The organism is Mongoliitalea daihaiensis (assembly GCF_021596945.1).
In the GTDB taxonomy this organism is placed as follows: Bacteria; Bacteroidota; Bacteroidia; order Cytophagales; family Cyclobacteriaceae; genus Mongoliitalea; species Mongoliitalea daihaiensis.
Genome location: NZ_CP063779.1, coordinates 4,037,389 through 4,052,099 on the forward strand (window position 1 = coordinate 4,037,389; position 14,711 = coordinate 4,052,099).

The following is a 14,711-nucleotide window of genomic DNA, read 5'->3' on the forward strand; positions in this document are numbered from 1 at the left end:
ATGGAAGTTAGCCAAAAAAAGTATCACTATTTATTTGCAATTGTTGCATTACTATTGGCTTTCCCTTTTGCTTGGATGATAGCAAAACTACAATTAGTTTTCATTATCCTTTGCGTTGCTCTGATGGTAGGCTTTTTCTTATTAGTGTACTTATTAAATGATCCTTTTCAAGGGTTTTATCTAGCCTTGATTTTTGCTTTTTTTGTTAACGGACTTACTAGGTATATCACAACGATACCTCTCGGTTTGGGAGTAGATTTTTTATTGGTTTTATCCCTTTTACTCGCATTTCTGTCAAAAAAGAAACCACATTTTGATTTGTTAAACAATGGAGCTATTTGGCTGAGTATTATTTGGCTGGGGTTTACCTTCCTAGAGTTATTCAACCCAGAAGCACCCAGCAAAGAAGCCTGGTTTTATGCAGTAAGAGCTGTATCACTCTATCAGATTTTTACTGTTTTGTTAGTCTTAATGTATTTAAGAACAAAGGATGAAATTTTACAGATTACGCATGTGATTTTATTTTTAAGTGTACTAGCTGCTTTCTGGGGGTTTAAGCAAATCTATATAGGGCTGGACAACTATGAGTGGCAATGGTTGCTTGAAGGAGCTATAAAAACACATGTGTTGAGAGGCGTCTTAAGAGCTTTCTCCTTTTTATCAGACTCAGGACAATTTGGCGCCACAATGGGTTATGCTGGTATCATGTCAATTATTCTAGCGCTAGGCCCTTTCAGCTTAAAGAAAAAGGTTTTTTTTACTGCCAGTTTTTTAATTTGTATTTACGCTATGGCCATTAGTGGTACAAGAGGGGCGCTTTTCGTACCTGCTAGTGCCGCGATGGCATATCTTGTGGCTACCAAAAACTTTAAAAGCATCATAGCTGGTGTAATCGTGTTAGGTAGTGTTTTCTTTTTTCTAAAATATACTTCGATTGGAAATGATAACCAAACCCTAAGAAGAATGCGTTCCGCTTTGAATCCAGAAGACCCTTCTTTAAAAGTTCGCCTTGAAAACCAACAAAAGTTCAAAGCATACTTAAAAACACGCCCATTTGGTGGAGGAATAGGGACTTCAGGTACATGGGGTTTACGTTTTTCTCCCAATTCATTTCTCGCCCAAACACCGAATGATAGTTGGTATGTCAAAATATGGGCTGAAACTGGTGTCGTTGGCCTATATACTCATATTCTGATCATTCTTTTCTTTGTCTACAAAGGTTACGCAGTGATCTTTTCCCTCCACGACCCAGAGCTTAAGCAATATATCATGGCTTTGCATTCTGGCTTTATAGGAATTGCATTTGCAGCTTATGGCAATCCTATTCTAGGTCAATTTCCTTTGAATCTCATGCTGTATTTCACGTGGGGAGCAATATATGTAGCAGAGTACCTGAACAAACAAGACTATGCAAAACTCAAAAAATGATCAGTTTCCATTAATTTCACTAGTTACAGTGAATTTTAATACCACTGCTGTCACAAGAGAGCTTTTACTTTCCCTTAGAAAACAAAACTACCCTAACCTTGAAATCATTGTAGTTGACAATGGCTCCCAAAAACCCTGTGCAGAATTAGCTACCGAATTTCCCGAAATTATTTACGTAGATACACAAAAGAATTTAGGCTTTGCTGGTGGGAATAATGCTGGAATGGAAAGAGCCAAGGGAGCGTATTTTTTATGGTTAAATAACGATACAGAAGTAGAACCTGACTTTTTATTTCCGCTAATCAAACTATTCGAAACTAATCCAAACATTGGAATGATTTCACCAAAAATCCTATTTTTTGATCAGCCTGACACCTTACAATTTGCTGGGTTTGGACCCATAAGTAAAATAACAGGAAGAGGATTTTCCATTGGTCTGGAAGAAATAGATAAAGGGCAACATGACATGGCCATACCTATCAGCAGAGTTCATGGGGCAGCAATGATGTTTTCGAGAAAATTATGGGATACAATAGGCCCAATGGCAGAAGTGTTCTTTTTATATTACGAAGAAATGGACTATTCTGCGCTGGCTAAGGAAGCAGGCTTTGAAATTTGGTATGAACCAAAAGCTAAGGTATGGCATAAAGAGTCTATGTCAACGGGAAAGCAATCCCCTTTAAAAGCCTATTATTATGGCAGAAATCGCTTACTGTATCTTAGACGCCATACTAAAGGCATTGCTAAGCTTTTAATGTATATTTATTATATGTTCATTGCAGTCCCAAAAAACACAGTATCCATGATTAAGTCTAAGGAGTATCCACAACTGAAAGCATATCTTAAAGGGTTTTGGTGGAATTTTACTCATGCAAAAAATTGAATTCAATATGAATGTAGGTATAGAAGCTCAGCGAATATTTAGAGGTAAAAGGCATGGGATGGATATCGTAATTCTTGAAGCATTGCGAGCAATGCAAGAATTAGACCATCAGGAAAATATTAACGTGTTCGTACAACCTGATGAAGATGTTTCTTTAAAATCCTCCAAGAACTTATCGATACATGAAATAGGCCCCGCTAACTACGCTTACTGGGAGCAGTTTCTTCTCCCGAAAGCCATTCGAGAGTCGGGAGTTGATCTTTTACACACAACGAGTAATACCGCTCCAGTGAAGCTTAAAATCCCATTAGTAGTGACCATTCATGATGTTATCTATTTAGAAAACCTCATGTTGGATAAAGGCACTTGGTATCAGCGCTTAGGCAATCTCTATCGGAGATGGAATGTCCCAGCTATTGCTAAAAAAGCACAAAAAATAATTACTGTCAGTGATTATGAAAATGAGCGAATTCAGCACTACCTAAAAATTCCCGCACAAAGTATTGTTACTATATACAATGCATGTAGCCAACACTTTTTCACCAACTATTCTTCCAGTGAAATAACGGATTTTTTACAAAATCAAGGACTCCCTGAAAGATTTGTGCTCTATCTTGGGAATACTGATCCAAAAAAAAATCTAGGGAACGTATTGAAAGCACTCAAATTAATCAAAGACTGGGGAAAATTGGATTTTAAATTAGTAATGCCTGACTTGGGAGAAACCTATCTTCAATCAGAACTTAAAAAACAATCCTCTTCTGATATCAGACCTTTTATTCATCTTACAGGCTATATTCCAAATCAAAAACTCCCCTTCTTATACCAAGGTGCATTATGCTTTTTATATCCATCACTGAGAGAAAGTTTTGGAATTCCTATGCTTGAAGCAATGGCGTCCTCATGCCCCTTGATTTGTAGCAATACTTCTGCAATGCCCGAAATAGCTCAAAATGCTGCTTATTATGTCGATCCTCTAAATGCAAAAGAAATTGCACACGGTATATTAAACATGATATCAAACAGTTCTGAGAGAGAAACCTTGATTGCTAACGGTATCAAAAGAGTCTCAGAATTTTCTTGGCAAAAAACGGCTGAGAAAATGCTGAAAGTATATAAAAATGAAGTAATTTAGAACTAACCAAAGTACTGCGAAGAACCATGACGCTTTATGATATCAAGATTAAGGTGCAAAATAATATTTTGCTACCTATCGTAAGAAAACACAAAAAATTAGCTGATCTCTATTTTTTTTTATTTTCAAGCGAGTTCTCAAGGGAACATCAAAAAGTATTACAAGGAAAATATAAAATTGTAACCGCACTCAAACAGCAGAAAGCTCATGCCTTTCATTTGAGAAGGCAAGTTCACAGAATAGAAAAGGGTCTAATTATGAAAAATAGAAGGCCTTCTTTTGCTCGTGATTATATCACAGACACCGTAAATTATTATGAGCTTCTCGCCAAGGATATTCATTCAAATCCTGAGGCTGATAAAGACTTCTTATTATGGGCATATAGTGTTTTAAAGGCTTATTTTGATGCAGTAACCCATGATGATTTTATTCAACCTCTTTGTGATAGGTTTGAAAAATTTCCACATCCTTATCAGTTGGAAATAGAAGCTCCAACTTCTGCACCCTATAAACACAAAGACATAGTCAACAGTGGTATTACCTATGATGCTTTCCTGAATTTAGCAAAACAACGCAGATCTGTAAGGTATTATTTAGATAAAGAGGTTCCATTTGAGCTCATACAAAAAGCTATGGTAGCTGGTGCGTACGCGCCTTCGGCTTGCAATCGACAACCATTCTATTATCATGTTTTTACCGAGCAGGAAAAAAAAGATAAGGTAGGTGAATTACCGCCCGGGATTCGACCATTCTTCAAAAACATTCCAGTGATTATGGTCTTAGTCGGCAGACTCAGTGCTTACATTAGTGAACGGGACAGACACACCATCTATCTAGATGGAGGGTTAGCTTCCATGGGTTTTATTTTAGCTTTAGAAACACTCGGACTAAGTTCTCTAACGATTAATTGGCCTGATATTGAATTTTATGAAAACAAAATGGATGCGCTTATCCCTTTAGCTGATGATGAAAGACCATTGATGCTTATTGGTGTAGGCTATGCCGACCCTGAGGGTGGTATTCCTTATTCTCAGAAAAAGAGTCCAGACCTACTCATAAAACTCAATGAAACTAAACTATAATCAATTTAGCTCTGAGAATGAAAAATGGTTTGAAAGAGGATATTTGGCTGACCAAATCAAAGATAAATCTGTAAAAGGAGGACTTAGAACAATTTTTGCCCAGCTATTTTCATTCACTGTAAACATTGTTACTACAGTTTTTTTAGCAAGATTGCTCTTGCCAGAAGATTACGGGCTAGTAGCTATGGTTACTGCTTTTACAGGATTTATATTGATTTTCAAAGACCTCGGTATATCACAAGCAGTAATAACCAAAGATGATGTTAATCAAAATATAGCTAGTCAACTATTTTGGTTAAATTTTTTTATATGCATAGGACTAGCTTTGGTTATCTTGGGATTATCTCCTTTACTAGTATGGTTTTATGAGGAGCCTAAATTAGGCAATATCACCACAGCTTACGCACTAGTTGCTTTATTTGCCGGACTTTCGGTACAGCATCAAGCACTTTTAAGCCGGCAAATGCTGTTTAAGCAAATTTCTCAAATCACCATGTTAGCCGCTTTTTTCAGCTTAGTTCCTAGCTTGATTTTGGCTTATATGGGGGCAGGCTATTGGGCCCTAGTTACAATTAATCTCTTGAACAGCTTTATCACTTTTGTACTGTTGTGGTTTAAATGTAATTGGAGGCCTAGCTTTAAAATGCCAAATAAAGACATCAAAGAATTTCTAATGTTTGGTGCAGGTATCTCTGGATTTAATTTAATCAATTACTTTTCCAGAAACTTAGATAATATTATCATAGGGAAATATTTAGGTTCAACTCCACTGGGTTTGTACTCCAAAGCTTATCAATTACTGATGTTGCCTATTACTCAGTTAAGAGACCCATTAAACTCCGTGGGTATACCGGCTATGAGTTCATTAAAAAATCAGCCTGAAAGGTATGAACAATATTATGGTAAATTTCTGTTTATCATGTCATTCTTTTCCATGCCCATCACGCTTTTTTTGACAGTAAATGCTTCTGACTTGATTACTATAACACTAGGTGAGCAGTGGATTGAAGCAGTGGTAATCTTTCAACTCTTATCTATTACAGCATTTATCCAACCAATCGCCTCTACTCGGGGAATGGTAATGATTTCTAGTGGTCTGAGTACCCGATATTTTTATTGGGGATTAATCAATGCAATTGCTGTAACTGTCGCTTTCTTTGTCGGGATACAATTTGGACTCAATGGATTAGCCATTGCCTATGCAATTGCCAATTACCTTATTTTAGTCCCATCACTCTCCTATTGCTTCAAAAATACTCCAATCAAAGTATCAAGTTTTTTCCTTACCATTACACCCGCAGCAGTTGCGTCAATTGTTGCTGCTGGATTAAACTATCTTTTCCTGATATCTTACAGCTTTGAAAATAGCTTGATCAATCTCTCTCTTAATACACTTGTTTTTTTAGTATCTTATGTGGGAGTTTGGCTAGCAATACCATCTATGAGAAAAAAAGCATTGAACATTCTTGACATCGTTAGATCCATAAAAAAATAAACCATGAACAATTCATATCTTATCGTAGGAACAAATTTTATAAACAAGGGAGCAGAGGCAATGCTCAAAACGGTTACCCACTTTATAAAAAAAGTAGATGGAAATGCCGACATCCATCTCATCTGCCATGAAACAGAAAAAGAAATAGCCTTAATGCAAGGATTTTTTCCTCATTTTATTGAAAAGACTTCTACAGATGTGTTTTTTGGTAAGGTAGAGGGAAAAGTAAAAAAAGTCCTAGGGTTGAAACCAAAACCTTATGCGGATTACACGCCAATAGAGAGCATTAAAAAAATTAAAAATCTAAAAATGGCTATTGATGCGAGCGGCTTTGCGTATGGAGATAAGCGAGGGTATCAACAACCACTAGAGACACTATTGATCATTGACTATTTGAAATCCATTGGTGTACCATTTTACTTTATGCCTCAAGCATGGGGGACTTTCAAAGATGCTGAAGTGGCAGCAAACTGTAAATTGATGTTGGAAAAAGCGGACGGATTCTATACCCGCGATGACCAATCAAGAGCCTATGTAGCAAGCCTTCTTCAAAAAAAAATCGATACTATTCCATTAATGCCGGACATCGCATTCCATTTCCCCATTCCCTCCAATGATCCTGAGAGCATTTATCCTGGCATACTAAAACTTGCAAACGAAAAGCTTATCATTGGAATCTCTCCTAATATGCGGGTTTTGGAAAGAATGGGAAAAGCGGACCCGAGTAATAGTTATGTGAAAATTTTATTAGAAACGATTCAATTTTTACAAAAAGATTATCATGTATTGCTCATCCCTAATGAAATTCGACCTCCGGGAGACCCTAATAAAGATGATGCTTTCCTTTGTGAATTATTGTTCAATTTATCTGCTAGCAAAGAAAATTTACATCTTGTAACTGGTTATAGAACTGCGGAAGAAATCAAAAGCATCATTAAAACTTGCTCTTTTCTAATTGCTTCAAGATTTCATTCCTTAATTTTTGCATTAAGTTTAGGAATCCCTTGTGTCGCTATAAGCTGGTCTCATAAATATAGAGAGCTATTTAAGTTATTTGAACTTGAACATCTAGTGGTAGAGGACAAGGAAATGGAATTACCCATTATTGAGCAAAAAGTAAAAAACTGCCTTTCTAATTTAGATAGCCTTGGACTAAAATTAAACGAAGACCTTGTAAACATCAAAAAGAGAAATATATCCGTTTTTGATGTTTTCAAAGGTTGAAATTTCAACAAACTGTTATCCTGCCCTTTTGGCCCGCTCCCATGTAGCGGGCTGTTTTTTTTGCATCCACCTCAAAAATCCTCGGATTGCCGCATAATTCATTACATAAAAATAATAAGGCACATGAAAACCTTTGATAGAAACCGCTTGATTTCTAAAAATATATCCCAGCAAAGCAAGTCCATAAAATGCATATTGAGCAAAAAGCAAGTTGGTATAAAACTCCTTTCCTTCCTGAAAAGCCAATAAATGATTCAATACAAATACTACTACCAATAAAAATGGGGTGACAGTCCACCTTAAAACACGGTGAGAAATGTATTGAAAAAACAAGGCAAAATCATGAAAAGGATTGGCTGCTTTTGGTAAACGTGCAATACTTTGCCATCCACCCGCTGCAATACGGATTTTTCGCTTTAATTCTTCCTCCACATTAGCACTCGCAAACTCAGAAGCCCTCGCTTCTGGAGCATATTTTACTTTATACCCCTTTTCAGCTATCTTCATCGTTAGCATAAAATCATCCAGAATAGTATCATCTGGTAAAAATTCAAAGAGCTCCTTTCTGTAAGACATTAACTCTCCAGCACCACCCACTAAAGTATTCCAATTAGCGTCCATTTTCTTCAAGAAAGATTCGTATTTCCAATAAAAGCCTTCTCCTTGACTACTAGCAGCATCCTCCTCCTTAACCAAAATGTATTTTTCACCGGTTACAGCTCCTACCAAAGGATCTTGATAGAACTTAACCATTTCCAAAACTGCTTCAGGGTTTAACACCGTATTGCCATCGCAAAAAACAAGGATTTCTCCCCTAGTCTCTTTGACTGCTCTCTTCATAGCTGCTAATTTCCCTTTTCTCTCTGGGCTAAACATCGTTTTCACTTCAGAAAAAGATGCTGGAATTTGTTCAGATCCATCAGAACTCCCATCGCAAATAAAGATATATTCAATTAACTCCTGAGGATATATCAAATCCAACGTATTCTGAATTTTATCCCGAAGCTGTTCCCCCTCATTGAAGCACGGAACGATTACGGATACAAAAGGTAATCCACTTGTATTTAATGTCGGGGCCTCTTTATCTGTCTTGAATTTGACCAGGAGATATATGATCAAAGCATATCCCAAATAGGTATAAAAAATAATAGATAGTGAAATGATGAAAATGGTTTCCATTTTTAATTGATCTTTAGTTGATATTTTACCAGCTCCCAGAAAGATTGAACTCTTATTTCCCAAGAATTATTTTTTGAAGCTTTCCATCTTGCCTCTTTGATTGCATGACCTTGATTCGCTATTGCATCCGATAAATATTTTAAAAATTCCCCATGATTATTGGCCAACCAGATTACCTCCTTAAATGCAGCAATATCATCTGAAAAATTAGTGGTCACTACTGACTGACCAGCCGCTAGATATTCGTTGATTTTCAAAGGATAAATACTTTCTGTCAAATCATTTCTTAAAAATGGAATGATTGCACAATCAAAATATCTCAAATAGTCAGGCAATTGTTGCAGTTTTTTTGGACCAAGGAAGTATACGTTTGGATACTTTTCCAGTTGGATATCCGTATGTAAGTGATCTTCACGCGGACCAATGAAAACAAGGGATTTGTCTCTATGTTCAAGTGCTATTTTTTCTAATAAAAGATAATCTTGACGCTGACACACATTCCCTGCATAACCTATTATTGGCTTAGGTATGTGCTTCATTTCCTCAGGAACAGCACCTGTTTCTTTCCATGCTTTCGCAAAGAGCTCGATGTTCCCACCATTTGCAAAAAGGTGAACGTCCTTGCCAGATAAAATTGATAAATCACTAGCTAACTTAGTAGATGACCCAATTGCTAAATCATAATTTCTTATTGCTTCAATTTCTGAAGCAACCCCATGCTTTTTTGTGTAATCATTAATAGCTCCAATAGCATCCCTCGAATGGTATATTGAAATTGCTGGTTTAAAGTATGATTTAAATGAAGACAAATAAATGGGATTGAATGAATTCCAAAGGATAAATTCATTCAATCCATGAATTTTTAAGGCAGCTTCAATACTAGCTGCCAATTTTTTATTGTTTAATTTTCTACAAGTGTTATAACCGATACCTGATGGCAACCAATTGATCGGGTACATCAACGGAGGAGTTATAGACCATAAATTAGATGCCAATTCTTTCGTTAAAGAACCTTTACCTAGGAGCGCTTTTTCTCTCATCTTGACAGATGGCAGGTCTTTTTCCCTACGGTAATCTAAGAATGTGTAAGGATAATCAACATAAAAAACAGGCTGACTTTTCGCAAACTCTTGCGCCAACGACCAAGACGCAGACGAAATAGGAGAATCCCATCTAGACATAGAAAGCATCACTATTGGTAATTTCTTTAACTCATCTATCGTCATTTTATCAGAAGTTTAAATGTCTGAAATCCTTTTTTCGAGCTGACCAGACTGCCTCAATTTCGAAATGCTTGGTATGCTCCGTGGCTAAAAAATCTTTTTTTGCTTTTTTAAACCCTAGCAATGAGAAAACCTGACGCAAGGCAAATACAGGAATCCAAGGAATAGACTTCCAAATCAATGCTGGCGCATGATTAAATAATAAGGCAAAAACCCAAGAAAAAATAAAAAAACAACATGCAATTATCACCCAAGAGAAACTCTCAGGTGTGAAAATCAAGGCTGAAGCCCCCGATACAAAGATAAGGCCGACTAAAAAAATAAATGGTGGAGTGCTTATCATGAATGCGAAAAATGCTCCCTGATAATTTCCATTACCTAAGCACTTAAACAGTAAAGAAAACACATCACCCAGATGATCAAAATAGGACTTCAACCAGCGGGTACGTTGCTTTTCTACTTGAGCTCCAGTGGTACTTTTTTCATCAAAAATCAAGGCATCTTCTTTATATGCTATTCTTTTTCCTCGCTCGATAACAAACATTTGAAGTAATTTATCTTCTGCCAAGACCACACCCGATTGCTGATCAAACAATGCTAGATAATCCTTAAAAAGTTCATATTCAATCATCATTCCTGAACCTGCAATAGTGGCTGAAGAACCGGCAACAAAAGGAATTAAACGCTGATTAAAGTTATAATAAATCTCCCCCAAAGCATCTAAAGCAGCTATCTTAGTGTCGAGATTCTTCGCTACTCGCTGACCTTGAATGACTTCAAACCCTTGCTGATATGCTTCAACTAGTTTACCTAAACATTGTTCTTGAAGTAGATTATCCGGATCCAGTATTAACACTGCATCATGATTGGATTTAAAGTTATGAACCGCCTCTTGTATTGATTTTACTTTTGAATGAAGCGGAGAGATTGGCTCAATGATAATTAGGTTACTTTGGTCCTGAACTGAAACAGGTTCCGAACAATTGTCTGCGACTAAGTAAATTTTAAAATCTTTATACGACTGACATTGGATGGAACGAATAAGAGGCTCAGCTATACGCCACTCTCTGTAAGCTGTGATAACAACAGCTACTGATATTGATTCTTTTCCTTCGGTAAATGTCTCATTAATTGAGCGACGTTTTCTTATCAAAAAAACCAACGTAAGAAGAAAATAAATCCCTGTGTAAACTAATACAATCAACAGTAGAATGCTCGTAATCATAGTGGATGGTTAATGTCTAAAAGTACAAAATTTTGTTTCTTTGAAAAGAAAAAAGTCAGATTTAAATCTGACTTTTTTCTTGGCAATTTACCTCCTCCGATACAAAGCATTCGGATTAATATTATCCCCCTTATTCCTAAACCAATCCTTATGCTGATTCCCTCCTGACTGTGCCCATTCTGGGAATCGCTGATAGCCCTTGGTGAAATCCATTCTTTCTAGTGGATAATCAATACTTTCAGGTACAAACAAGGCCCAATTCAACCCATTGGCACTTCGATAGAATACACCTGAATTGAAATTTGATTTATCATCACGGGTTCCAAAATAATTCCTTGTGGCTAACGTAGTAGGCTTACCATTCATCAAATGTACCTCAATACCTCTATCACCTGTTCTAAATAGAAATGCATTGAATGGCTCAATACCTAAATCTTTTTTATCTACTGCAAATCTAAAGACAACATTTACTCGGATAGTATCTTCCAAATGATGCTGATTACCATTGTAAACATTAGCTAAAGATGGCATGTTAACAGTCGCATCATCAAAAACAATAACAACTGCTGTTTGCTGTCCTGCCTCAGTTCCATTCCCATTTAAACGAATATTGCCTGTAGTCAATCGGGTACCACTTACGGATTCCACGTTGGTAGGATTCGTTGGAAATTCAATCCCAAAACCGTTTTTGATACCTGCACCAATAGCACGAATAACAAATGTCATCTGCATTTCCTTGATTCGCCCCTGCCCATCTGTGATTTCACGGTTATTGAATCCCAAAACCAGGTCATTCATATCGTAATCACCAAAACTTGGCCATAAATCTTCAAACATAAATGTCCCATAAGTATCCCTTGCTGGATAAAAATTACTGAAGGCACGAGCAGGATCTGTTGGAAACTCATCCAAATCATCGTTGACTCCATCGCCATCGCTGTCTCCTATCGTTTTACTCTCCAAACGAGCATAATCCCCTACCTCCACACTGGTAATTGGATTCCAAGTCGCATAAAACACTAAGTCATTGAAATCATGATCACAACCAGATAAATTACGGGGCATATCTTCCCATCCAATCAACATTACTCTTTCTTGCTGATCATACAAGAACACCATGTGTTCTCGCAACGAAGAATTAGCTATACCTGTATTTAGGTTGCGATTCGAAAATAATAGAGCTCTTCCATTGTTTACAGAACCATTAGACCAGCCATCTGATATAATAAACCATCCAATAGTTGTTCCTTTTTTAAATGCTCCATTAGGTAAATTCCCTCTTAGTTTCACTTTATCCCCTGATGATAGCGCATTGATATGCGGGAAAATGATGGTCTTTTCTTTAATTTCTGCGGCAGTTTTTGGCTCTTGTCCCTCTTCATAAAAATAATATCCCAATACGTTTCTCCATCCAGCACCGTTGTGAACAAATGTCACCCATACTTCTGCCTCTTCATTTACAAACAACTGACGTGGGTATTGTTCACTCAACAGATCAGGACTGGTCTGACGAAGATCTCTTCGTTCTGGCAAGTTGGCATTGAGTCTAGTAAATATACCTTGAGAAATCTTATCTCTTGTAGGTAACAAATAAGAAGGTAAGCCATTAGAATTATAGGAACCTAGAGCTGTAAAACCAGCCGGTATAGACGCAACTCTAGCTCCTGGATTGGAATTTGATCCACTATCAACACCCACATCAAAGGAGTCAACCGAAGGATCAATGTTAACTTGGGTTTGAGGTCTGTTGACCGAAAACTTTTTCACAGGTGGCAAACCAATAAATTCAGTATACAAATATAAGTCCTGAATATCAGAAGCGAGAGTTAACTCAACACTACCACTGCCTTGATCATTAAGTAAAACTGTACTGATTTTCTTTCCTCCATCAAATGGATTCCCTTGGTATACCTCATATTTAACACCCGCTAACGGCGAATTATCTGTAAAGACTCCATTCACTCTAATGATTACCCGATCACTTGTATTAAATTCAAAACCCGCTGGTGGATTAATCGCTAAATAACCTTCTAGATTTGGGTCAATAGGCTTTTCCTGTGGCTCTATATTACAAGCAACAATTATCGAAAGTATTGCTAGCAGGATAAATTTTGAAATATAACGTACCATATCAGTATAGATTTTAATCAAAGGTATAACACTCCTCTTTTACCAGTTCATTTCTTCGATAAAGCTAGTTTTTTTTTCGACGAAAAATCATGACCTATGTCATATTGAAAAAATATCTTCCACTGCTATTTTGAATTTAGGTCCTACAGGAACCTCTTTCCCATTGACTAAAAGTTGAGATTTATCAATTTTAGTTACAAAATTTTTATTCACTATGTAACTTCTGTGAACGCGTTTAAACCTATCAGTTGGTAGTTGTGTGAGTAACTCCTTCATCGTGATATGAAAAATATAGGTTTTGACCGAAGTATGAACAAACATATAATCGGCAGCAGCCTCTACCAAAGAAATATCATGATAAGGAATTTTCACGGATTGGCTTTTATTTTTGATAATTAAAAATCCTGTATTGCTATCTTGCCTTTCTAACAGCTGAACCCTTGCATGAACCCTTCGGATAGCCTCTCCCAGCTTTTCCCGATCCAAAGGTTTCGTAAGAAAATGAATGGGATTAAAATCAAAAGCAGTAAGCGCATACTTGGATTTTGAAGTCACAAAAATAATCATCACCTCTAGCTCTAGCTTCTTTAAAAATTGAATCCCATCGTCTCCAGGCATTTCAATATCTAGAAAAATCAAATCTACCGACTCGTTTTTGAGTATGTTCAGAGCTCGTGAAGTATTATCTATGAAGCCAGTAAAGTGTAGATTTTCATAGACTTTAAGATATTTCCTTAACAAGGTAGCTGAAACCAAATCATCGTCTATGATTAAATATCTGATTTCATTCTTCGACATCTGCGATTATTTTATTTAATTGAAAGAAATTTAAAGGCATGCAGCACAAGACTATCTTGATTACAGGATCCAATGGCCAATTGGGCATGGAATTTCGTAAATTATCTCAAAACTCCAACCATAGATTCATTTTCACGGATCGAAAAACATTGGATTTTTCAAATCTTGTAACAATCAATGACTTTTTTGATTCCAAAAGCATTGATATAATAATCAATTGTGCAGCTTATACAGCCGTGGATAAAGCCGAAAGCGAGCAAGAACAGGCTTCTTTGATCAATTCGGAGGCAGTGGCTTTACTGGGTAAAATTGCTGCAAACAGGCAGATTTTCCTCATACATTTTTCTACAGATTATGTATTTGATGGAAAAGGGTTCACCCCCTACCTGATCGATCATCCTACCCATCCAGTCAATTTCTATGGAGAAAGTAAACGTGCCGGTGAAGAGGCTATGCAAGAAACCTTGAAATTAAACGGATTGATTCTCAGAACCTCCTGGGTGTATAGTGAATTCGGTAACAATTTTGTAAAAACCATGATACGTCTAGGAAAGGAACGTGATCAGCTCCATGTTATCAACGATCAAGTCGGTAGCCCTACGTATGCTTATGATTTAGCGAAATTCGTACTCACCAATCTAGTTTCATTTACTTGGGAAGGAACGCGGGTTTACCATTACAGCAATGAAGGCGTCTGCTCTTGGTATGATTTTGCACATGCTATCATGGAGTTGAAAAATATCTCCTGTACCATCCAACCCATCCCAAGCAGCCAATATCCCACACCTGCCCAAAGACCCAGCTACTCAGTTCTGGATAAGTCCCGCATCAAAGAGGACTTTCAAGTATCAATTCCTCATTGGAGGGATTCCTTGAAAGTCTGTTTGGACAAACTTTGATGACATTTAA

At 36.9% G+C, this 14,711-nt stretch carries 12 protein-coding genes; 7 read left to right on the forward strand and 5 right to left on the reverse strand.

The window, feature by feature from the left end; all coding sequences use genetic code 11:
- The 6 genes from IPZ59_RS17135 to IPZ59_RS17160 are packed head-to-tail and all read left to right on the forward strand — an operon-like array spanning position 1 to position 7,247.
- Positions 1-1,428, forward strand: a complete 1,428-nt coding sequence (locus tag IPZ59_RS17135) for an O-antigen ligase family protein (protein ID WP_236137269.1) — start codon at positions 1-3, stop codon at positions 1,426-1,428.
- On the forward strand, positions 1,409-2,311 hold the full coding sequence (locus IPZ59_RS17140; protein ID WP_236137270.1) for a glycosyltransferase family 2 protein: 903 nt from the start codon (positions 1,409-1,411) through the stop codon (positions 2,309-2,311). The genes IPZ59_RS17135 and IPZ59_RS17140 overlap by 20 nt, the downstream gene beginning before the upstream one ends.
- Positions 2,298-3,446 carry a glycosyltransferase family 4 protein gene (locus tag IPZ59_RS17145; RefSeq protein ID WP_236137271.1) on the forward strand — a complete coding sequence of 383 codons (1,149 nt, stop codon included), beginning with the start codon at positions 2,298-2,300 and terminating at the stop codon, positions 3,444-3,446. The genes IPZ59_RS17140 and IPZ59_RS17145 overlap by 14 nt, the downstream gene beginning before the upstream one ends.
- 26 nt (positions 3,447-3,472) lie before the next feature.
- Entirely contained in the window at positions 3,473-4,528 is a 1,056-nt protein-coding gene (locus IPZ59_RS17150) for a nitroreductase family protein (RefSeq protein WP_236137272.1), read from the forward strand.
- The gene (locus IPZ59_RS17155) at positions 4,512-6,023 is read left to right on the forward strand and encodes a lipopolysaccharide biosynthesis protein (RefSeq protein ID WP_236137273.1); all 1,512 of its coding nucleotides are present in this window, start codon (positions 4,512-4,514) and stop codon (positions 6,021-6,023) included. Before IPZ59_RS17150 ends, IPZ59_RS17155 begins: the two co-directional genes overlap by 17 nt.
- Positions 6,024-6,026: 3 nt before the next feature.
- Positions 6,027-7,247 carry a polysaccharide pyruvyl transferase family protein gene (locus tag IPZ59_RS17160; RefSeq protein WP_236137274.1) on the forward strand — a complete coding sequence of 407 codons (1,221 nt, stop codon included), beginning with the start codon at positions 6,027-6,029 and terminating at the stop codon, positions 7,245-7,247.
- Between the two features lie 15 nt (positions 7,248-7,262).
- Here IPZ59_RS17160 and IPZ59_RS17165 read toward each other — a convergent pair whose 3' ends face one another.
- The 5 genes from IPZ59_RS17165 to IPZ59_RS17185 all read right to left on the reverse strand — a co-directional run bounded on the left by IPZ59_RS17165 (position 7,263) and on the right by IPZ59_RS17185 (position 13,802).
- Positions 7,263-8,426: a glycosyltransferase family 2 protein gene (locus IPZ59_RS17165; protein WP_236137275.1), complete on the reverse strand. Its 1,164-nt coding sequence runs from the start codon at positions 8,424-8,426 to the stop codon at positions 7,263-7,265.
- A 2-nt stretch (positions 8,427-8,428) separates the two neighbouring features.
- Positions 8,429-9,652, reverse strand: a complete 1,224-nt coding sequence (locus IPZ59_RS17170) for a glycosyltransferase (protein ID WP_236137276.1) — start codon at positions 9,650-9,652, stop codon at positions 8,429-8,431.
- Positions 9,653-9,656: 4 nt separating this feature from the next.
- Positions 9,657-10,874, reverse strand: coding sequence for a glycosyltransferase (locus IPZ59_RS17175; RefSeq protein WP_236137277.1), 1,218 nt, complete (start codon positions 10,872-10,874; stop codon positions 9,657-9,659).
- A gap of 87 nt (positions 10,875-10,961) precedes the next feature.
- Positions 10,962-13,004: an LruC domain-containing protein gene (locus tag IPZ59_RS17180; protein ID WP_236137278.1), complete on the reverse strand. Its 2,043-nt coding sequence runs from the start codon at positions 13,002-13,004 to the stop codon at positions 10,962-10,964.
- Between the two features lie 99 nt (positions 13,005-13,103).
- On the reverse strand, positions 13,104-13,802 hold the full coding sequence (locus tag IPZ59_RS17185) for a LytR/AlgR family response regulator transcription factor (RefSeq protein ID WP_236137279.1): 699 nt from the start codon (positions 13,800-13,802) through the stop codon (positions 13,104-13,106).
- Positions 13,803-13,840: 38 nt separating this feature from the next.
- Between IPZ59_RS17185 and rfbD the strand changes: the two genes are divergently transcribed.
- The gene (gene rfbD / locus IPZ59_RS17190; protein WP_236137280.1) at positions 13,841-14,701 is read left to right on the forward strand and encodes a dTDP-4-dehydrorhamnose reductase; all 861 of its coding nucleotides are present in this window, start codon (positions 13,841-13,843) and stop codon (positions 14,699-14,701) included.
- Positions 14,702-14,711 lie beyond the last annotated feature (10 nt).